Genomic DNA, 18,792 nt, shown 5'->3' with positions numbered 1-18,792 from the left:
CCTTAAAGTGCACAGGAGACGCAGCCTTCAATTTCAGTGCCTTCCAGCGCCATCTGACGCAGGCGGATGTAATAGAGCGTTTTGATACCTTTGCGCCAGGCGTAAATCTGCGCTTTGTTGATATCGCGAGTGGTGGCGGTATCGGGGAAAAACAGCGTCAGCGACAGCCCTTGGTCGACATGGCGGGTCGCTTCGGCGTAGGTGTCGATAATTTTTTCCGCGCCAATTTCGTAAGCATCCTGATACAGCGCCAGATTTTCGTTGGTCATAAACGGAGCAGGGTAGTAAACGCGCCCGGTTTTGCCCTCTTTGCGGATCTCCACTTTCGCCACAATCGGATGAATACTCGATGTGGCATGGTTGATATAAGAGATGGAACCGGTCGGCGGTACCGCCTGGAGATTCTGGTTATAGATGCCATAGCGCATCACGTCGTCGCGCAATTGCGCCCACATCTCACGGGTCGGTAACGTGATACCGCTACGGGCAAACAGTTCGCCAACTTTCGGCGTTTTCGGCTGCCAGTTACCTTGCAGATATTGGCTAAAATATTCACCGCTGGCATAGCGCGACTGTTTGAACCCGGCGAAGGTTTCACCGCGTTCGCGCGCCAGCAACATCGAAGTACGCAGGGCGTGCCAGGTGATGGTGTAGAAATAAAGATTGGTGAAATCCAGCGCTTCCGGCGAACCGTAGGCGATGCCTTCTCGCGCCAGATAGCCGTGTAAATTCATCTGCCCCAGACCGATGGCGTGCGAGGCGGCATTCCCGGCTTCGATGGATGGCACGCTGCGGATATGACTCATATCTGACACCGCCGTTAAACCGCGTATGGCGGTCTCTACCGTGCGGGCAAAGTTTGGGGAATCCATGGTGTGGGCAATATTCAATGAACCTAAATTGCAGGAGATATCATGGCCTGTGCGCGCATAGTCGAGATTCTCGTCATACGCTGAGGCGCTGTTAACCTGCAAAATTTCTGAGCAGAGATTGCTCATATTTATGCGCCCGGCTATAGGGTTAGCACGGTTAACCGTGTCTTCATACATGATGTACGGATAGCCGGACTCAAACTGGATTTCTGCCAGTCGTTGGAAGAAATCACGGGCATTGATGTATTTTTTGCGGATGTGTTCATTGGCAACCAGTTCGTCATAGTATTCACTGATGGCGATATCGGCAAACGGCTTGCCATAAACTCGCTCAACGTCATAGGGTGAAAAGAGCGCCATCTGCGCATTCTCTTTCGCCAGATGGAAGGTGATATCCGGGATCACCACCCCCAGCGACAGCGTTTTAATGCGGATTTTTTCGTCGGCATTTTCCCGTTTTGTATCGAGAAAACGCAGAATATCGGGATGATGCGCGTGCAGATATACCGCGCCAGCTCCCTGACGCGCGCCGAGCTGGTTGGCGTAGGAAAAGGCATCTTCCAGCATTTTCATCACCGGGATCACGCCAGAAGATTGATTTTCAATACGTTTAATCGGCGCGCCCGCTTCCCGCAGATTCGACAGTAAAAATGCCACGCCGCCGCCGCGTTTCGACAGTTGCAGTGCAGAATTTACCGCCCGACCAATCGACTCCATATTGTCTTCAATACGCAGCAGAAAACAGGAAACCAGTTCGCCGCGCTGCTGCTTACCGCAGTTGAGGAATGTCGGTGTGGCAGGCTGAAAGCGTCCTGACAGCATCTCATCAGTCAGTTGCGTCGCCAGTGTTTCATCGCCTTGTGCCAGCGTCAGCGCCACCATCGTGACGCGATCGGCAAAATCTTCCAGATAACGCTTACCGTCGAATGTCTTCAACGTATAGCTGGTGTAAAACTTCCATGCCCCGAGGAATGTCTGGAAACGAAAACCGCTGGCGTGCGCGTGGGCAAACAGTGTAATGACAAAATCGCGAGAGTAGCGGTTGAGGACGCCTTCATCATAGTAACCCTCGTTGACCAGCCAGTTCAGTCGCTGCTGCTGACTGCTGAAGGTCACACTGTTCGGACGCACATGCGTCGCCATAAAGGCGTCTACTGCCTGGCGGTCTTTATCGAACTGGATGCGACCTGCGTTATCGTAAAGGTTAAGCATCGCATTCAGGGCGTGATAATCCATCGTTTCCTGCGTCAGGCGTTCTGCGGTTGTCGTTGCCAAAATTCGGTTACTCCTTTACGAACGTTTTCGATATCGCTTTGTGTACCCATGAGTTCAAAGCGGTACAGCCACGGCACGCCGCATTTCCGGGCAATCACATCTCCGGCGCGGCCATACGCCTCACCAAAATTGCGATTACCCGAAGCAATAACGCCGCGAAGCAACGCCCGGTTATGCTCGTCATTTAAAAAGCGAATTACCTGTCGTGGTACTGCGCCAGCCATACCGCCGCCGCCGTAAGAGGGCACGATCAGGATGTAAGGCTCGTCTACCTGAATCCGTTCCCGCTCATTGAGTGGAATGCGCACCGCAGGCAGCCCTAAACGTTCGATAAAACGCTGCGTATTTTCGGAGCGACTGGAGAAGTAGACGATCAAACTCATGCACTGACCGCGCGTGGTGCAGGATGCAAGCGATTAATCATATCCGGGCGAAAGCCTGACCAACTGAGATCGCCTGCAATCACCACCGGCAACTGGCGAAAGCCCTGAGCGCGCAACGCTTCTGCCGCTTCAGGTTCGCGATCGACATTAATCATTTCAAAGTCAAAACCCCGGTTTTCCAGCGCCCGTTTAGTGGCGTGGCACTGAACGCAATCGTTACGAGTGTAAATAGTAATGCGCATGATTCGTATTTCCGTTTAAAATGAAGATACGGCGCGATGATTCGCGTCGGGTTATCTCTCTGTTACCAGAGAGATACTAGATGTAGTTGAAAAAAGATTCAACCATACAAGATATGGGAAATTTCGATAAATTTCACCACCGTTGAATGGCTCAACGGGGAAGGGGATTTTGTGCTTGCTTGCCGGGCGAGTACCCGGCATCAGGGAATTACATGCGCATGGAAACCGCCAGACGGTTAAAGCAATTCATCAGCCCGATGGCGAACGTCAGGTCGCTGATCTCTGTTGCGCTGAAATATTCAAGCAAAGGCTGATAAACCTCATCTTCCGCATGGGTTCTGGCAATATCGGTTACCGATTCCGCCCACGCCAGCGCTGCTCGCTCGCGCTCATCAAAATGATGGCTTACGCGCCAGCCTGCAAGTGCGTCGAGTTTATGCTGTGGCACACCGGATTTGCGTAATGCTTTGCTGTGCATCTCCAGACAAAATGCGCAGCCGTTGATTTGCGAAATACGCAGATAAACCAGCTCCATCAGTGTGATGTCCAGCGTGCTATTTTCCAGCGCTGTTTTAGCCTGTACCAGGGCGCTATACACCGCAGGACTAAGCTCATAGTAAGGCTGACGTAACGTAGTCATACAGTTTCTCCTCTTATTAACGCCCGCAATGTAGCACTATAATGGACTGTTAAAGAGAACCATAAATTGCGTAAAAAAGCAGACCATATGCCACGTTATCAGGATATCGCCCGTCAGTTAAAAACGGCTATTGAGCAAGGGGAGCTGAAGCCTGGCGCGCGGTTGCCTTCCAGTCGAACCTGGTCGCAGGAATTGGGCGTGTCTCGCTCCACTGTTGAAAGTGCTTATGCTGAGTTGGTGGCGCAGGGCTGGCTGATCCGGCGGGGGCAGGCAGGTACCTTTGTCAGTGAGCAGATACGTCCACAAAAATCCGCTGTTGATGTGGTGGCTTTTGCCGGTGAAAGCCAGCAGCCGCTGCCATTTCAAATGGGATTACCCGCACTCGATCTCTTTCCTCGTGAACTGTGGGCGCGGGTAATGGGGCGTCGCCTGCGCACTCAGACGCGTTTTGATTTGGCATTAGGCGATGTCTGTGGCGAGACGGTGTTGCGTGAGGCGATTGTTGATTACCTTCGTGTTTCTCGTGGTATTGATTGTCAGCCAGAGCAGGTATTTATTACTCACGGTTATGCGGCCTCAATGACCTTAATTTTGCACGCGCTGGCAAAATCGGGAGACGGGATGTGGATGGAAGATCCCGGCTTTCCACTGATTCGCCCGATTGTTACTCGCCACGGTGTGGCAATTTTACCTGTGCCCGTTGACGATAACGGACTGGATGTCACAAGCGGAATACAAAATTATCCTGATGCGCGTTTTGCCCTGATAACTCCGGCACACCAAAGCCCGCTCGGTGTTGCGCTCTCTCTGGCGCGCAGGCACCAGATACTGGAATGGGCGGAGCGTAGCCGCTCATGGATTATTGAAGATGATTATGACAGTGAATTCCGCTATCACGGTAAGCCGCTACCGGCGTTGAAAAGTCTCGATGCGCCGCAGCGGGTAATTTATGCCGGAACGTTTAGCAAATCACTGTTTCCGGCGCTGCGTTGCGCGTGGCTGGTGGTGCCGGTGGAACAGATTGCCCAATTCCGGCAGCAGGCGTCACTGGCGCCGTGTGCTGTGCCCATTCTGTGGCAAAATTCGCTGGCGGATTTTATTCATGAGGGGCATTTCTGGCGACATCTGAAAAAAATGCGTCAGCACTATGCTCAACGGCGACAGTGGATTGAGCAGGCGCTTATGCAACAGGGATTTCAGGTCGTGCCGCAAAAAGGGGGGATCCAACTGGTCATCAGATTGCCCGGAGATGACATTGCTCTTGCGCGTAAAGCCAGTGCAGCCGGGCTGGCGGTGCAAGCGCTGAGTGACTGGCGTATTCAGTCATCCTGGGAAGGGGGATTGTTGCTCTCATTTACCAATATCATCAATGAGAATATGGCGCAGCAGGTTGTACAGCAATTGTACTACGCCTTAAATTAAAAACCCCAAAGCCAGGTTTCGGGGTTAAAGACGTGTATTTATTATCATGGTTTCACTACGATTTTCGTATACCTAACAGCACGCCGATAAAAATACCCACCGCCGCCGCTGTTCCTACGCTACACCAGGGTTTTTCTCGCACAAACGTATTGGCACAACTCACTGCATCGCGTGCGGCTTGCTGCACTTGGGTACGACCATGCATCCGTGCTCTGGTATCTTTCAGTAGAGCCTGAGCTTTACTGCGAGCGGCTTCGGCTTCACCTTTGACCTCGCTTCCCCAGGATTTCAGTACAGATTCGAGGCTGGCTGCTAATTGATTGACATCATTCTGAATATCTTGCACGTCCTCATCGACGTCGTTACGGCTCGGTCTGTTAAACATATGATCCCCCATTAGAATTTGATGTAATTTTCAGTGTAGACCAAAATATTCCTTGCAGAGGTTTATCACGGCTTTATGGATTTTTCTGAAAGCGCTGTTAATGCTCAATCGGGTAAGGTAAGCCCGCGGTAGATAATAACGAGGACAAAATATGTATTTACGACCAGACGAGGTGGCGCGCGTACTTGAGAAAGTTGGTTTTACCGTCGATGTGGTAACCCCGAAAACGTATGGTTACCGTCGTGGAGAACATTACGTTTATGTTAATCGCGAAGCGCGAATGGGACGTACCGCACTGGTAATTCACCCGACATTAAAAGAACGTAGCTCGACGCTGGCAGAACCCGCTTCTGATATTAAAACTTGCGATCATTACCAACAGTTTCCGCTCTATTTAGCCGGTGAACGGCACGAGCATTATGGTATTCCGCACGGCTTCAGTTCGCGTGTAGCGCTTGAACGTTATTTGCACGGATTGTTTGGCGAAGCCAGTTAAAGACGCGACTGGCAATGCCAGTCGCGAAAAGAAAGGTCAGGCTTTTACCTGCTGGTAACGGCTGACTTTGAACAATCGACGGCAGTAATCGAGGAAGTAACCATAGACCGCTCCCATCAACATCGAAACCACGATGTTAGAACTGACCGCAGCCATAATCTGGTGCCAGTCCGCGCCAACCACTAACAAGATCGCCACATACACCGGTGACTGAAACGTCACATAAGCCAGGATATCCGCCAGATTTTTTACCCAACCCGACGGGCTAACTTTGCGTGCTGCCCGCATAAACAGATCGCGATACATGCCGTATGGCCATGCAATTAAGATGTTCACCGGGATAGCGACCAGTCTGGAGTAAAGAGACTGTTCAACGCTCATTCCAGAGAGGAAAACTTCAATACACATGTTCACGACAGAACAGTAAACAACCATCGCGAACGTGTCTGCAACTGCATGACGCAAGCGTGACTGCGGTGAGAACATGTTAATGCTCCTTAATAAAAGCGAAATTGGATATGAATAAAAATGAAAGCAGTGATTTCGAGTGCCATTTTCATTTTCGCATAGCGTATATTGCTGGCTATTGGTAATCAATTAGTGAAAAATTTTTATTTAATCCGTTTTTGTAGATAAAATTTTCCGCAGTGACTTGTTTTTCGTACATTCTGGATTTTTTAATGCCATGATATTAAATGTTGTTATAAATCATGTAGTTACAGCGTTAATCTACGGTTCGCATGTGGACTGTCCTGGTGCTCTTGCTGTTTTAAAGTGTAGAGAATATGGATTGAGTCGCGGTTTAACACCATTCAGCATTTTTAATGTTATAAAACGAGAAATGGCAGCATAAAGTTTCGATAGGTGACCGTTTGTTCTATTCTTTGTTTCTGCATATTTATGCATGTTGTATTTGTCTGACATTAACAATGGTGTTGTAAAGAACAGCCAATCAGTTGTTAATAACCGTAATGAGTAAGCCAAATGGCTAATATACAATCTGAAAATAATTACTGGTGCGTCAGGAAATAACAGTTGAAATAATATCGTGTGCGATTGTGAATAGATTAAATCTTGTGGAAATATAATAAGTGATCGCTTACACTACGCGCTGAAATACTTTTTTTGTGTTGGCGTTAAAAGGTTTTTTCTATTATGTCTGTAATGTTACAAAGTTTAAATAACATCCGCACCCTCCGTGCGATGGCTCGCGAATTCTCCATTGACGTTCTTGAAGAAATGCTCGAAAAATTCAGGGTTGTCACTAAAGAAAGACGTGAAGAAGAAGAAAAGCAACAGCGTGAACTGGCTGAACGTCAGGAAAAAATTAGCACCTGGCTGGAGCTGATGAAGGCTGATGGAATTAATCCAGAAGAGTTATTTGCTAACGGTGCGGCTGCGCCGCGCGCGGGTAAAAAGCGTGAACCGCGTCCAGCGAAATATAAATTCACCGACTTCAATGGTGAAACAAAAACCTGGACCGGTCAGGGTCGTACGCCGAAGCCGATCGCTCAGGCACTGGCTGAAGGTAAATCTCTCGACGATTTCCTGATCTAATCCCTGCTGCCGGATGCTGCCGTTATGGCGCGTCCGGCGTCGTTTCTTAAGTTCGCTGGTTCCACGGCATCTTATCCAACAGTCTTGCCATCCCACAAAAACCGCTGATTCCAGCAAACATTAATCCAGCCCCAACAAAGCCACTTAATAAGAAGAAACCACTATTCAGGGTATAACCCAGGACAACGCCGATTAATATTAACCCGCCAGCGGCAATCTGTACCTGACGCATTAACGGCAAGGGCTGTGATTTATTTATTGCTACCGGCAACCCTGCTTTTTTCCAGCCATCAATCCCACCATCCAGTAAAAAGATATCTGCGGGGGCGGCAATCGCTTCCAGCTTTTGAGCATTATTAGCGGTGCGTTTACCTGCCTGGCAGTGGAATATAATTTGTTCACTCCGTAATTTTGTTGGAAGGCCAGACTGTTCCAGTACGGATAATGGAGCCAGATCTGCTTCGGAAATATGTTCACGAAGATATTCATCAGCATCACGAATATCGATTAACTTCGCACCATGCGCGATTAATTCTTGTGCGTCACGGGGAGAAATAGTTGTCAAAGCCATAGTCACTCCTTACGGACAATAGACATTTTTCAGAGTGGCGATAATGGCATTTACCGCCTCATTTTTAATGGAATAAAGAATGCGTTGCGCATCCCGTTGGCTGTCTATAAGCCCCTCTTCACGCATACGAGCAAGATGCTGTGATGCTGCGGAGGCGCTAAGACCAGTGATGCGTGCCAGTTCACCGGCGCTGGTGCCAGGCGAACCGCAAAGCATACACAGGATCAACAGGCGTTTGGGATGGCTCATCGCTTTCAGTAAGGCTGCGGCCTGTTCGGCGCTGGCTTGTAGTTGGGCTAATTCAGGCATAGTAATTTAAGAATTTTCTAAATTTAGAAAATGCTAAACTAAAAATGCATCATATACCAGCACCAGCAGCGTAAATGAGAGTAAAAGCGTAGTCTGAAACTGGCAGGCTACGCTAAAATCACTACGCTTAAGAGATAAAATCTCTTTTTAAACAATGGGTAATTTTCTTATAGGGAGTAAATATGGGGTTCTGGAGAATCGTCATCACCATCATTTTGCCGCCGCTTGGCGTGTTGCTGGGCAAAGGATTTGGTTGGGCGTTCATCATTAATATTCTGCTGACGCTGCTTGGCTATATCCCTGGTTTGATTCATGCTTTCTGGGTGCAAACCCGCGATTAATCCTGTGCTCGCTCCGCGGCGTTAACGCGCCGCGTTCAAGCTGCCTGCGCCAATAATGTCTACTGAACGGTCTTTAAACTTATCCCGCCATTGCCTGCCGGATAATCGGGATCGGCGTCAGCAAATGTTGACGCATTAACTCACTGGCGCGCGCGACATCTCGCGCCAGCACTGCCTCGGTCAGAGCCTGGTGCTGATCGTGTTTATCTTCCAGCATTTCCATGGAAAGCACTGTTCGTCGCAGCCAGATAAATCGATAGCGCGCCGCCAGATCAAACAACCGTTCACGCATTTGCAGCAAATAGTGAGAACCACAGCCCGCCACAATTGCAGTGTGAAAAGCCTGATGACGCAGATCCCACTCATCAAGCATTTTCTCACTGGCGTCACACGCTGCGAGCTTACTGAGCAGATGCGCCTTCGCAAGAACGCCTGCCTCCCACTCATCGCCACCGCGGGCAATCGCCAGACTGACCAGCATCGCTTCCATATTGGCGCGGGCGTCGAAAATATCGAGCAGCTCCTGCTCTGACATAGGCGCCACCCGATACCCTTTTTGGTTTACCACCGTGACCAGTCGTTCCGCCACCAGTTGTGAAAGCGCTTCCCGCAACGGCCCGACGCCGAGTGCATAACGCGAGGTCAGCAAACTCATCCGTAATTTTTCATCCGGTTGAAAATTACCGCGAATAATATCGTTCTTCAGCCAGCGATAGCCATCCAGGGACGTAATGGTCATGGTGTAACTCCTGATGATTATCAGCGCGTGTTATGAACGGGCGTTTTTTGCCACAAGATAAGCTTCTTCCAGCGCGCCATAATTGGCACGGTACAGATAATCCCTATCGCTAATAAGCCGGTGGAGAGCACTTCTAACTGTTGCGCCGGGCGGAATAACATCACTACCAATACAAAGGTAATAAAGCCAATGACCAGCCAGGTGAGCCACGGATAAAGCCACATGCGCAGGCGAATTTCGCTTCCTTCTGCTCGTAGAATTTTGCGCATCCGCAACTGCGAAACGGCGATGACTAAATAAACCAACAGAGCGATAGCGCCGGAGCTGTCGATCAGAAATTTAAACACTTTGGCAGGTGCGTAATAGTTCACCACCACCGTTAAAAATGCCGCGCCGGTCGAGAGTAATACCGCCACATACGGGGTTTTACTGCGGTTGATTTTGCCCATTGCCGCGGGGGCATCACCGCGACGGCTTAAGGAGTAGAGCATTCTTGACGCGGTATACAGCGCCGAGTTCAGGCAACTGGTTACCGAAAGCAAAATAACGCAATCCATAATGAATTTTGCGTGCGGAATATTCAGCAACTCCAGCACAGAACGGTAGGAACCCACGGTTTTCAGTCCTGGCATATTCCACGGAATGAGAGCCACGACGACGAAAATAGAACACAAATAGAAGATAGAAATACGCCAGATAACCGAGTTGGTGGCGCGAACAATATGTTTATCCGGCGTGTCAGATTCAGCTGCGGCGATGGTGACAATTTCCGCGCCCATAAATGAGAACATGGTGATCAACATCGCACTTAATACCGCCCCGAAGCCGTTGGGCATAAAGCCGCCGCTATCCCACAATCTTGAGATCCCGCTCACTTCGGCATAAGGATAAAAACCGCTAATTGCTACTGCACCAAGGAAAATAAACGCCAGGATAGCGATGACCTTACACAGCGCCAGCCAGAACTCAAATTCGCCGTAGTTTTTAACGCTTAATAAATTACTGCCAGTTAAGGCGAGGGTAATGACGAGGGAGAATAACCAGATGGGAATGCCTGGAACCCACGAATGCAGGATCATGGCGGCGATGTTGGCTTCCAGTGGGATAACCAGTACCCAAAACCACCAGTACAGCCAGCCGATGGTATAGCCCGCCCAACGGCCAATAGCTTTATCGGCATAGGTGGAAAAGGAGCCGGTATCGGGCGTGGCAACCGCCATTTCTGCCAGCATCCGCATAATCATAACCACCAGTAATCCGGCAAACAGATAGGCCAGCAATACCGCCGGGCCCGCTTCGGCGATGGCGACGCTGGAACCGACAAACAGACTTGCGCCGATAACACCGGCAATAGACAACATGGTGACGTGGCGTGACTTCAGCCCGCCGCCTAACTCATGTGGTTGCGATGATTGCCCCATCCTGAATCCTCTCGAAAGTGCGTCACTTGGGAGAGCGCCCCGACATTTCCCGCGTCAGGTCACGCGTTTAATTGTTATTGATTCTTTTTGCCGGAGAGCGGCTCCGCCTTATCCGGCCGACATAGATTTATTCCTGTTCACGTACAGATTGTCGGATGCAGCGTAAACGCTTTATCCGACCTACGCTCTCGTAGGCCGGACAAGACGCGTAAGCGTCGCCTCCGGCATGGGTGCAGTGCTACTGTTTTGCCTCAGTAAAACACTGGCTGATGATCTCCAGACCCTGACGAATCTGAGCGTCTTCAATGGTGAGCGGTACAAGGATGCGCAGCACGTTGTAATACGGGCCGCAGGAGAGAAGAATCAGACCCTTATCGCGGGCACGCGCCACGATCTCGGCGGTGAGTCTGGCGTCCGGTTTACTGTGATCGCCACCTTCAAACAGCTCGATGGCGATCATCGCCCCCAGCCCGCGTACGTCGCCGATCTCCGGGTGTTTTTCGGCGATCGCCAACAATCCCTCTTTCAGTTTCTGCCCCAGATCGTTGGCTTTTTGCAGCAGATTTTCCTGCTCGAACACCTTCAACACTTCCAGCGCCGCCACGCAGGCAATCGGATTACCCGCATAGGTGCCGCCCAGGCCGCCCGGTGCAACAGCGTCCATCACTTCGGCACGCCCGGTGACGCCCGCCAGCGGGAAGCCGCCTGCAATCGATTTCGCAAAGGTGGTGAGATCCGGCGCCACGCCCATCTGCTCCATCGCAAACAGCGTGCCGGTACGCCCCGCGCCGCTCTGCACTTCATCGGCAATCAGCATAATCCCGTGCTCATCACACAGCGCGCGTAAACGCTGCATAAAGGCTGGCGTTGAGGCGTAGAAACCGCCTTCGCCCTGAACTGGTTCAATCACGATGGCGGCGATATCTTCCGGCGCGGCGTCATTTTTGAAGATTCGGTGGATACTGGCGATAGCGTCATCCTCGCTGATGCCGTGCAGCGGGCAAGGATAAAGCGCGCGATAAACATGGCCCGGCATCAGTCCCATCCCCGCAGAGTACGGATTCACCTTGCCAGTCAGCGCCAGTGTATAGTGTGTGCGCCCGTGATACGCGCCGCTAAAAGCGATGGTGCCGCTACGTTTGGTGGCGGCGCGGGCGATTTTCACCGCGTTCTCCACCGCTTCGGAACCGGTCGTTACCAGCAGCGTTTTTTTGGCAAAATCTCCTGGCACCTTCTGATTCATCATCTCGCACAGCTCCAGATACGGCTCGTAAGCCAGCACCTGGAAGCAGGTGTGCGACAGTTTTTTCAACTGCGCTTCCACCGCCGCCACCACTTTCGGATGCAGATGTCCGGTATTGAGCACCGCAATGCCGCCCGCGAAATCAAGATACTCACGGCCTTCAACGTCCCACACCCGGCAGTTTTCTGCGTGGTCAGCGAAAATCGGGTGAATTTGCCCAACGCCACGAGGAACGGCCTGACTGCGGCGCTGCATTAACTCTTTATTACTGCTCATTCGCGTTCTCCAGTTAAAGACCGATGCACATATATTTGATTTCTAAGTAATCTTCGATGCCATACTTCGAACCTTCACGACCCAGACCCGAGGCTTTAATGCCGCCGAACGGGGCCACTTCATTGGAAATAATCCCGGTATTGATGCCGACGATGCCGTATTCCAGCGCCTCACCCACGCGGAAGACGCGGCTTAAATCACGGGCGTAGAAATAGGCGGCAAGACCAAACTCGGTATCATTGGCTTGTGCAATCACATCAGCTTCATCCTTAAAGCGGAATAGCGGGGCGAGGGGGCCGAACGTCTCTTCTTTCGACACTTTGGCGTCGGCAGGAACGTCCACCAGAATGGTCGGCTGGAAGAAGTTGCCGCCGCGTTCATCCGATTTACCACCGCAAACCACACGCGCGCCTTTCTCCAGCGCATCGGCAATATGCTCTTCCACTTTTGCTACCGCTTTTTCATCGATCAGCGGCCCGATGGTGACGCCTTTCTCCAGCCCGTCGCCGATGTGCAGTTTGCTTACCGCCTGCTGTAATTTTTCGGCAAAGCGGTCATACACGCCGTCCTGCACGTATAAACGGTTGGCGCAGACGCAGGTTTGCCCGGCGTTGCGGAATTTCGAGGCCAGCGCGCCTTCCACGGCTTTATCGAGATCGGCATCGTCAAAGACGATAAACGGCGCGTTGCCGCCCAGCTCCAGCGACACTTTTTTGATGTCTTTCGCGCACTGTTCCATTAACTGGCGGCCAATTTCGGTTGAGCCGGTAAATGACAGCTTGCGCACCAGCGGGTTGCTGGTCAGTTCGTTACCGACCGCGCCAGCAGACCCCGTCACTACGTTAAATACGCCAGCCGGAATGCCCGCGCGGATCGCCAGTTCTGCCAGCGCCAGTGCGGAAAACGGCGTCTGACTGGCGGGCTTCAGCACCATCGTACAGCCTGCCGCCAGCGCCGGACCGGCTTTGCGGGTAATCATCGCCGCCGGGAAGTTCCACGGCGTGATAGCCGCGGTGACGCCAATCGGCTGCTTGATAACAATCAGGCGTTTATCGGCCTGATGACCGGGAATGGTGTCGCCATAAATACGTTTGCCTTCTTCAGCAAACCACTCAATAAAGGAGGCGGCGTAGCTGATTTCGCCTTTCGCTTCAGCTAACGGTTTGCCCTGTTCGAGGGTCATCAGGCGCGCTAAATCGTCCTGATGCTCCATCATTAAATTGAACCAGTTGCGCAGAATGTTGGCGCGTTCTTTGGCAGTGAGCGCACGCCAGGCGGGCAGGGCGCGGTTGGCGGCGTCGATAGCGGCGCGGGTTTCATCAGCGCCCATTTTCGGCACGCTACCCAGCTTGTCGCCGTTCGCCGGATTGGTGACGTCGATGACCTCGCCATTGTTGGCGTCCAGCCATTCCCCGTTAATCAACGCCTGCTGGCGGAATAAGTTACTGTCGTTCAGTTTCATTGTTACGTCCTGTTTTCAAAGGTTATTGATTAAATGCGGCGTGTAAGGCATCCACACTACGTGCCGCTCGCAGCGTGCGTCCGGGGTTACTCTGGCTTGCCAACAGCGTTTGTACCTTGCTGACAATATGCGCACCAATAGGAATGGCTGATGTCGCTGCCGGGGAGGGCGCATTGCAGGTGTGGATCGTGCGCGGGGTGGTGACAAACAGAAAATCGTCAATCAGCTTGCCGTCCGGCGATACCGCCTGCGCCCGCACACCAGCGGGCCAGGGCTGGAGATCGCTTAACGAAAGCCGGGGACAATACTTTTGCACCAGCCGCAGATAGCCGCTTTTGCACAGCGAGTTTTTCATCTCGCCCAGCCCTGAGCGTAGATGGTTTTGCAGCACCCGGCGAATCCCCGACGAGCCTAAAATCTCCAGCGTGTCGCGAAATGAGAAGTCGCGCTTGCGATAGCCTTCGCGTTTGAAAGCCAGCACCGCGTTTGGCCCGACGGTCACGCTGCCATCGATCATACGGGTGAGATGCACGCCCAAAAATGGCATCGCGGGGTCGGGAATGGGGTAAATCAGGTGGTTAACAATCTGATTATGCTCCGGCGCAAGGCGGAAATACTCGCCACGGAACGGGCAGATGATAAAGCCCGGTTCGAGGCCGAGCATTTTCACCAGCCGGTCAGCCATCAGCCCGGAACAGCTGATCAGCGTTGACGTCTGATACTCGCCGCCCTGACGGGTACGTATCACCACGTCGTTTTTATGCTCACTAAGGCCGCTGACTTCGGCGTTATAGATAATCTTGCCGCCTCTGGCCTGGAAAATTTTCGCCATCGCCGCCGTCACTTCGCGGTAGCTGACAATGCCGCTGGACGGCACAAAAATGCCGCCAAGCCCGGTGATATTCGGTTCGCGCTCGCGCAGTTCCTCGGCGTTTAACCACTCGCGCTCGATACCGTTCGCCGCCGTGCGTTCCCATAAGGCGCGCATCCGTTCCATTTCGAGTTCGGACGTGGCAACCAGCATCTTGCCGCAGTTGTCGTAGCGAATGCCGTTTTGATCGCAAAAGGCTTTGGTGGCGCGGTTTCCCGCCAGGCAAAACTGCGCCTTCAGGCTGCCTGGCGTGTAATAGACCCCGGCATGGATCACGCCGCTGTTGTGGCCCGTCTGATGACAGGCTGGACCGGACTCTTTTTCCAGCAACACAATGCGGGCGCCCGGATAGACATCAATCAGTTGCATGGCGGTCGATATGCCGATGATGCCGCCGCCAATAATCACAAAATCATACATCCGCTCAATTCCTTTGCGCTTACTGATGCGTCTGGTAGTGGTGAGTGGCGTAGGCGAAGTAGCCACGCTGACGCATCAGTTCACGACGCAGATCCGGGTGCGCGGTAAAGCGGTCGCGACCGTGCAGCCAGAACAGGTTGTTAATCAACAGGAATTTGCCAACGGGAACGGGTACAGAAAGAATTCCTTTACTGGTTTCAATGGCGTCCGAAAGCTCGCTCAACCACACGCCTTCTTCGAAGTCTTTCGGCTGGACGAACTGGTCGATATAGCGCATCACCGGGCGGCCCTGCTGATCGACATCGAACACCGGATGGAAGACATCTTTGCTGACGTTTTTGCTCGGCGGTGCGGCAAAGCGCATCGGACGGCGCGCCAGCGGGTGGCGGAAATAGTGGTCCAGATGTTCCCAGTCATCGAGATGCAGCAGCAGCGAATTTCCGCCCTGCATGTTCTGCTCGTCGATTTTCATCATCAGCACATAGTCGGTGATTTCTTCAACGTAGGTGCCGTCGTTATGCAACTCCATCACGCGGTGCGGCTGGCGCAGATAGCTGTCTGAGTTATCGACATTTTTCACCACGAATCGCGCGTAATACTGACCGCTCATCGCATCGAAATTTGAGCGACCAATCAGATGCGCTACCGCCGTTGCCAGCTTCACCATCTCATCCGCCTGCGCGACATCATCGATACACACCGCATTGATCAACAGCGCACCTTCAGCGCGGTTTAACAGGGTCTTCAACAGCAGCGGTTGCAGCTGATTCGCACACAGATCGTCGAGAATTTTGCCTACCCGAAAACGCAGAAACGATTTGTACTCCAGCGCCTGCACGGGCCACTCGGCAACCTGTTCGAGGAACCGATTGGTCGTCTGTTCGGTAAAGGTGAGTTCCAGCAGACGCGGGGATTGCGCCGACGGGGTGAGGGTGAATCCGCTATAGTCCTGGCCGGAATCGACAGCGCTGTTTTGTACGGCGGTCAGTGCATTCATCAGAAGCGATCCTCTTAGGGTTTCAGGGTGAAATGGTGATGCTCATTTCGTAGCCATAATCTAAAAGTATCTACATTTCTAAAAAATGCGCATAAAACTCACATATTGTTTTCTTATTGTGATCAAAAACAACAAATTATTAACTTTTTTGTAGTAATAATAGATGTGTTATGAATAAAATAATCAATAAAAACAGATGATTAATGATAGGGGATGATGAAGACGATAAAAATCATGAGTGAGGATGTTTTTACAACAAAAAATAACTCTACCCTGAGAATTTATACAGGGCAGAGTAAATTTAAGATCAGCAGTTATCTGATATCAGGCAATTCACCTGTTTTACCTAACAAGATGGCGCTTCGTCCGGGTACGCTGATATGTAAATTCTTACCTGATGTATTGAATATTTCACCGGGAGGAATATCCTGAGCAGAACTGTATTTATCATTAATAACAGTAACCGTATCACACCCCATATTTTTATATTTTCCTGGCTGTAATGGGTTTTGCCAAATGCTATCCACGGATTCCAGGCCTTTATTTATAATAACTAATCCATCGTGAGGACCTTCATTGATGTCCAGTAAATTTCCTCGACTAAAGGCAAGCACATTTTTTGTCGAGAGTGCTCCTCTAAATTCGTACCATATACCTGGCTTTTCACGAAATAGAGAGTGAAATTCATTAAATAATTTCTGAGATGGAGATAATCCGCCGTTAATCCAGGCTTCGCCACCTGCTCTGATTGTTCCATCGGAGTTTCTAATCTCGGTGGTTGACGTTAATTCCTGTCCGTCATCATAGACTAAAAGTCTGCCATAGGGGAGAGCGGTCAGAAACGCCATTGCCAGTATTTCATCTCGTAGAGCTCTGAACATAAGATGTAGAAATGTTTCGTTATTATTAGGAATATCATGATTAATAGTCATAAATACATATTTGTCGAAGGAGAGATTGCTTACTAGTATTGGGGCAAGGAGTCGAATATCACCGTTAAATTTTAGTGCCTCTAATAATATCATCAAGCGCTCAAAGTCAATTGCTCGTAAATGATCCATTTCCTGAAGTAACGATGTGAGATTCTGTGCATCCGAAGTGTTGCTCACAATATATTCAATATAGCTCATTACGGGGATATCTTGATCCTCAGTGTCAAAAAGATTAGTTATATGAGAACGCCTTTTGATATTTTTTACTGGTGGTGATATTGACTTCTTTATCTGTTCATGGCTTGAGTGTTTTGCAGCATCATAGCGTAGACCAAATACCCCCAGTTTTCGCATGTTATGAACATATGTATTTTCTAATGCTATAACTCTGTCACATTCAGGTGTTGTTTTTGGCATGTTCGATAAGCGCTTTCTTATTAAGACCTCATGATTGCTCCATTCATCATCTTTTATATCCCCATAATCTTGCTCAAAGCATTCAGAGGTCATGTGAATTTCTTCTGGATGGATTTGACAACATAGTTTTGTTTTTGGGACCTCAATAAATGGAATAAACACTTGCCCTTGCCAATATCCAGGAATACCACTTTCTATATCCTCAGCGATCCTCTCTCTTATATCTGCAGAGGGGTAGTTTAAGTCATCTTTACCGCTCCCGCCCTTTCCCATAAAATTAAATGTATAATCAGGAATGATATCTATATTGAACTTGCGGGCATCTTTGACTAGCGCGATGAAATCCTGTAAATCACCCATCGGGTTATGTATAGTGCAAAGATCTTCAGGTTGATAAGCGTGATACCATAAATTCTTTTCATTTTCTGGTGTCGCAGGTCCATCTGCACGAAAAAATGTTACTGGTGGTATTTGTATGTAGCCATAGTAGCACTGAGCGAGTTCAGGTAACTTTTTTCTGATTTGGTTATAACTGGCATTAAAGGCGTGGTAGATCACTTCCCCTGGCTTTTCTGGCGTGATGACTTCACACCTTGATTTTTGTACATAAGTCAGATTTTTTCTTTCTAACGTTTGTTTCAGATGGTCAAGATTAATTAATGCTTTAAAAAATTCCTCCTGGCCGGAGGGGGTAGTGACTCTGATATTGTAAACTTCAGCAGATAACTCATAATCAGGAATATTGATGCTATGGATAATATAATTATCTTTGGGGGATAAGTTTTGAGGATCTCTTTCAGTAAAATGCTCAGCTTTTCCATAATAATGGCCGCAGTCCTCTCTTTGATAAACCCATGTTTTTCCCTGACCAATTCTGTCTGGTGCAATAGGGTTGCGTTGTGCCGCCTTATTGGTTTCTCGATATGTGATATCGGGAGAGAGGGAAACTGAATAATCATTTAATAACAATGTGAAGATATCGATTTCAGCACGAGAGGTGGATAAAAAATCTCTTTCCTTTAACTCAACGGGATAGATTCCATTATTATCGATAATATCAGTGGTGCGATTTAAGTTATCTCTTGCAGAGGTGGTAGGGGGGATAATATGTTCATTTAACGTTTCTTGTTGTAGCAATCTGGCTGTAGTTAGCCCTGATATATTAGAATTATTGGGTGGCATAGTGAGCATCCTCTGGTGATCATACAATGATTTGATTTACAGTGTTTAATTTTATTGAAGTGTTAATGTATTACTGACCTGTATATGTCAGTGAGTACTGTAATTAGTAACACTGTTTTGATTATTAAGGTGTTTTTAGTTAACAACTGTCAAAAATCGCTCATCTGAATCTAATGATTAGTTTAATAAGTTCTATAAAAGAAGATATTGCTATATAAGATTTGTTTTTTTAGTCAAAAAATAGTTTTTATTGTTATGATAAAAATTAGCCATGATGGGGTAAGACAATCAGGCTGTAATCGTTACAAGAGATGTTAAGATTAGATATTCTTTTTATAT

The 18,792-nt window shown here is 49.8% G+C and carries 19 protein-coding genes; 4 read left to right on the top strand and 15 right to left on the bottom strand.

The annotated features are described in order from the left end of the window. Positions 1–2: 2 nt before the first annotated feature. The 4 genes from nrdE to PS053_RS08635 form a co-directional block, all read right to left on the bottom strand. Positions 3–2,147 carry a class 1b ribonucleoside-diphosphate reductase subunit alpha gene (gene nrdE / locus PS053_RS08650; protein WP_256879382.1) on the bottom strand — a complete coding sequence of 715 codons (2,145 nt, stop codon included), beginning with the start codon at positions 2,145–2,147 and terminating at the stop codon, positions 3–5. Then, positions 2,120–2,530 (bottom strand): class Ib ribonucleoside-diphosphate reductase assembly flavoprotein NrdI, encoded by a 411-nt coding sequence (gene nrdI, locus PS053_RS08645; protein WP_000053318.1) that lies wholly within the window; start codon positions 2,528–2,530, stop codon positions 2,120–2,122. Before nrdI ends, nrdE begins: the two co-directional genes overlap by 28 nt. Further along, a complete protein-coding gene (nrdH, locus tag PS053_RS08640) occupies positions 2,527–2,772 on the bottom strand; it encodes a glutaredoxin-like protein NrdH (RefSeq protein ID WP_001223222.1) in 246 nt (81 codons plus the stop codon). The genes nrdI and nrdH overlap by 4 nt, the downstream gene beginning before the upstream one ends. A gap of 208 nt (positions 2,773–2,980) precedes the next feature. Next, a complete protein-coding gene (locus tag PS053_RS08635; RefSeq protein ID WP_000209801.1) occupies positions 2,981–3,412 on the bottom strand; it encodes a carboxymuconolactone decarboxylase family protein in 432 nt (143 codons plus the stop codon). A gap of 87 nt (positions 3,413–3,499) precedes the next feature. Here PS053_RS08635 and pdxR point away from each other — a divergent pair, with 87 nt between their 5' ends. Continuing rightward, positions 3,500–4,834, top strand: a complete 1,335-nt coding sequence (gene pdxR / locus PS053_RS08630; RefSeq protein ID WP_256879383.1) for a MocR-like pyridoxine biosynthesis transcription factor PdxR — start codon at positions 3,500–3,502, stop codon at positions 4,832–4,834. A gap of 55 nt (positions 4,835–4,889) precedes the next feature. Here pdxR and PS053_RS08625 read toward each other — a convergent pair whose 3' ends face one another. Then, the gene (locus tag PS053_RS08625; RefSeq protein ID WP_059225351.1) at positions 4,890–5,219 is read right to left on the bottom strand and encodes an ElaB/YgaM/YqjD family protein; all 330 of its coding nucleotides are present in this window, start codon (positions 5,217–5,219) and stop codon (positions 4,890–4,892) included. 151 nt (positions 5,220–5,370) lie between these two features. Here PS053_RS08625 and PS053_RS08620 point away from each other — a divergent pair, with 151 nt between their 5' ends. Next, positions 5,371–5,715, top strand: coding sequence for a DUF2002 family protein (locus PS053_RS08620; RefSeq protein ID WP_000281308.1), 345 nt, complete (start codon positions 5,371–5,373; stop codon positions 5,713–5,715). Between the two features lie 36 nt (positions 5,716–5,751). On the opposite strand, the gene alaE is transcribed toward PS053_RS08620, so the two are convergent. Further along, positions 5,752–6,201, bottom strand: a complete 450-nt coding sequence (gene alaE / locus PS053_RS08615) for an L-alanine exporter AlaE (protein ID WP_000492665.1) — start codon at positions 6,199–6,201, stop codon at positions 5,752–5,754. A 669-nt stretch (positions 6,202–6,870) separates the two neighbouring features. Here alaE and stpA point away from each other — a divergent pair. Beyond that, positions 6,871–7,272: a DNA-binding protein StpA gene (gene stpA, locus PS053_RS08610; protein WP_044707840.1), complete on the top strand. Its 402-nt coding sequence runs from the start codon at positions 6,871–6,873 to the stop codon at positions 7,270–7,272. 46 nt (positions 7,273–7,318) lie between these two features. Here stpA and PS053_RS08605 read toward each other — a convergent pair whose 3' ends face one another. Together PS053_RS08605 and PS053_RS08600 are read right to left on the bottom strand one after the other, a co-directional pair. Then, positions 7,319–7,843 carry a rhodanese family protein gene (locus PS053_RS08605; protein ID WP_001229486.1) on the bottom strand — a complete coding sequence of 175 codons (525 nt, stop codon included), beginning with the start codon at positions 7,841–7,843 and terminating at the stop codon, positions 7,319–7,321. A gap of 9 nt (positions 7,844–7,852) precedes the next feature. After that, the gene (locus PS053_RS08600; RefSeq protein WP_001114364.1) at positions 7,853–8,152 is read right to left on the bottom strand and encodes an ArsR/SmtB family transcription factor; all 300 of its coding nucleotides are present in this window, start codon (positions 8,150–8,152) and stop codon (positions 7,853–7,855) included. A 182-nt stretch (positions 8,153–8,334) separates the two neighbouring features. Here PS053_RS08600 and PS053_RS08595 point away from each other — a divergent pair, with 182 nt between their 5' ends. Beyond that, positions 8,335–8,493: a YqaE/Pmp3 family membrane protein gene (locus tag PS053_RS08595; protein WP_000508177.1), complete on the top strand. Its 159-nt coding sequence runs from the start codon at positions 8,335–8,337 to the stop codon at positions 8,491–8,493. Between the two features lie 79 nt (positions 8,494–8,572). Here PS053_RS08595 and csiR read toward each other — a convergent pair whose 3' ends face one another. From csiR to PS053_RS08560, 7 genes are all read right to left on the bottom strand, one after another. Further along, positions 8,573–9,232: a DNA-binding transcriptional regulator CsiR gene (gene csiR / locus PS053_RS08590; protein ID WP_256879384.1), complete on the bottom strand. Its 660-nt coding sequence runs from the start codon at positions 9,230–9,232 to the stop codon at positions 8,573–8,575. Positions 9,233–9,252: 20 nt separating this feature from the next. Next, on the bottom strand, positions 9,253–10,653 hold the full coding sequence (gene gabP / locus PS053_RS08585) for a GABA permease (RefSeq protein WP_131109440.1): 1,401 nt from the start codon (positions 10,651–10,653) through the stop codon (positions 9,253–9,255). Positions 10,654–10,891: 238 nt separating this feature from the next. Beyond that, positions 10,892–12,172: a 4-aminobutyrate--2-oxoglutarate transaminase gene (gene gabT, locus PS053_RS08580; RefSeq protein ID WP_256879385.1), complete on the bottom strand. Its 1,281-nt coding sequence runs from the start codon at positions 12,170–12,172 to the stop codon at positions 10,892–10,894. Between the two features lie 13 nt (positions 12,173–12,185). Further along, the gene (gabD, locus tag PS053_RS08575; protein ID WP_000772851.1) at positions 12,186–13,634 is read right to left on the bottom strand and encodes an NADP-dependent succinate-semialdehyde dehydrogenase; all 1,449 of its coding nucleotides are present in this window, start codon (positions 13,632–13,634) and stop codon (positions 12,186–12,188) included. A 22-nt stretch (positions 13,635–13,656) separates the two neighbouring features. Continuing rightward, positions 13,657–14,925 (bottom strand): L-2-hydroxyglutarate oxidase, encoded by a 1,269-nt coding sequence (gene lhgO / locus PS053_RS08570; RefSeq protein WP_256879417.1) that lies wholly within the window; start codon positions 14,923–14,925, stop codon positions 13,657–13,659. Between the two features lie 19 nt (positions 14,926–14,944). Further along, entirely contained in the window at positions 14,945–15,922 is a 978-nt protein-coding gene (gene glaH, locus PS053_RS08565) for a glutarate dioxygenase GlaH (protein ID WP_107192824.1), read from the bottom strand. A 314-nt stretch (positions 15,923–16,236) separates the two neighbouring features. Then, positions 16,237–18,453 carry an alpha amylase C-terminal domain-containing protein gene (locus PS053_RS08560; RefSeq protein ID WP_256879386.1) on the bottom strand — a complete coding sequence of 739 codons (2,217 nt, stop codon included), beginning with the start codon at positions 18,451–18,453 and terminating at the stop codon, positions 16,237–16,239. Positions 18,454–18,792 lie beyond the last annotated feature (339 nt).

Origin of the sequence: Escherichia albertii (assembly GCF_028622335.1) — a bacterium.
Lineage (GTDB): Bacteria > Pseudomonadota > Gammaproteobacteria > Enterobacterales > Enterobacteriaceae > Escherichia > Escherichia albertii.
The sequence above is the reverse complement of the archived record's forward strand: the minus strand, read 5'-3'. Positions and strand labels throughout refer to the sequence as shown.

Excerpts from the sequence above, each read along its gene's own strand:
- glaH (WP_107192824.1), bottom strand. The coding sequence starts at position 15,922 with ATGAATGCACTGACCGCCGTACAAAACAGCGCTGTCGATTCCGGCCAG.
- PS053_RS08560 (WP_256879386.1), bottom strand. The coding sequence starts at position 18,453 with ATGCCACCCAATAATTCTAATATATCAGGGCTAACTACAGCCAGATTG.
- PS053_RS08600 (WP_001114364.1), bottom strand. The coding sequence starts at position 8,152 with ATGCCTGAATTAGCCCAACTACAAGCCAGCGCCGAACAGGCCGCAGCC.
- nrdH (WP_001223222.1), bottom strand. The coding sequence starts at position 2,772 with ATGCGCATTACTATTTACACTCGTAACGATTGCGTTCAGTGCCACGCC.
- PS053_RS08625 (WP_059225351.1), bottom strand. The coding sequence starts at position 5,219 with ATGTTTAACAGACCGAGCCGTAACGACGTCGATGAGGACGTGCAAGAT.
- PS053_RS08620 (WP_000281308.1), top strand. The coding sequence starts at position 5,371 with ATGTATTTACGACCAGACGAGGTGGCGCGCGTACTTGAGAAAGTTGGT.
- gabD (WP_000772851.1), bottom strand. The coding sequence starts at position 13,634 with ATGAAACTGAACGACAGTAACTTATTCCGCCAGCAGGCGTTGATTAAC.
- PS053_RS08635 (WP_000209801.1), bottom strand. The coding sequence starts at position 3,412 with ATGACTACGTTACGTCAGCCTTACTATGAGCTTAGTCCTGCGGTGTAT.
- PS053_RS08605 (WP_001229486.1), bottom strand. The coding sequence starts at position 7,843 with ATGGCTTTGACAACTATTTCTCCCCGTGACGCACAAGAATTAATCGCG.
- PS053_RS08595 (WP_000508177.1), top strand. The coding sequence starts at position 8,335 with ATGGGGTTCTGGAGAATCGTCATCACCATCATTTTGCCGCCGCTTGGC.
- stpA (WP_044707840.1), top strand. The coding sequence starts at position 6,871 with ATGTCTGTAATGTTACAAAGTTTAAATAACATCCGCACCCTCCGTGCG.
- nrdI (WP_000053318.1), bottom strand. The coding sequence starts at position 2,530 with ATGAGTTTGATCGTCTACTTCTCCAGTCGCTCCGAAAATACGCAGCGT.
- alaE (WP_000492665.1), bottom strand. The coding sequence starts at position 6,201 with ATGTTCTCACCGCAGTCACGCTTGCGTCATGCAGTTGCAGACACGTTC.
- csiR (WP_256879384.1), bottom strand. The coding sequence starts at position 9,232 with ATGACCATTACGTCCCTGGATGGCTATCGCTGGCTGAAGAACGATATT.
- pdxR (WP_256879383.1), top strand. The coding sequence starts at position 3,500 with ATGCCACGTTATCAGGATATCGCCCGTCAGTTAAAAACGGCTATTGAG.
- lhgO (WP_256879417.1), bottom strand. The coding sequence starts at position 14,925 with ATGTATGATTTTGTGATTATTGGCGGCGGCATCATCGGCATATCGACC.
- gabP (WP_131109440.1), bottom strand. The coding sequence starts at position 10,653 with ATGGGGCAATCATCGCAACCACATGAGTTAGGCGGCGGGCTGAAGTCA.
- gabT (WP_256879385.1), bottom strand. The coding sequence starts at position 12,172 with ATGAGCAGTAATAAAGAGTTAATGCAGCGCCGCAGTCAGGCCGTTCCT.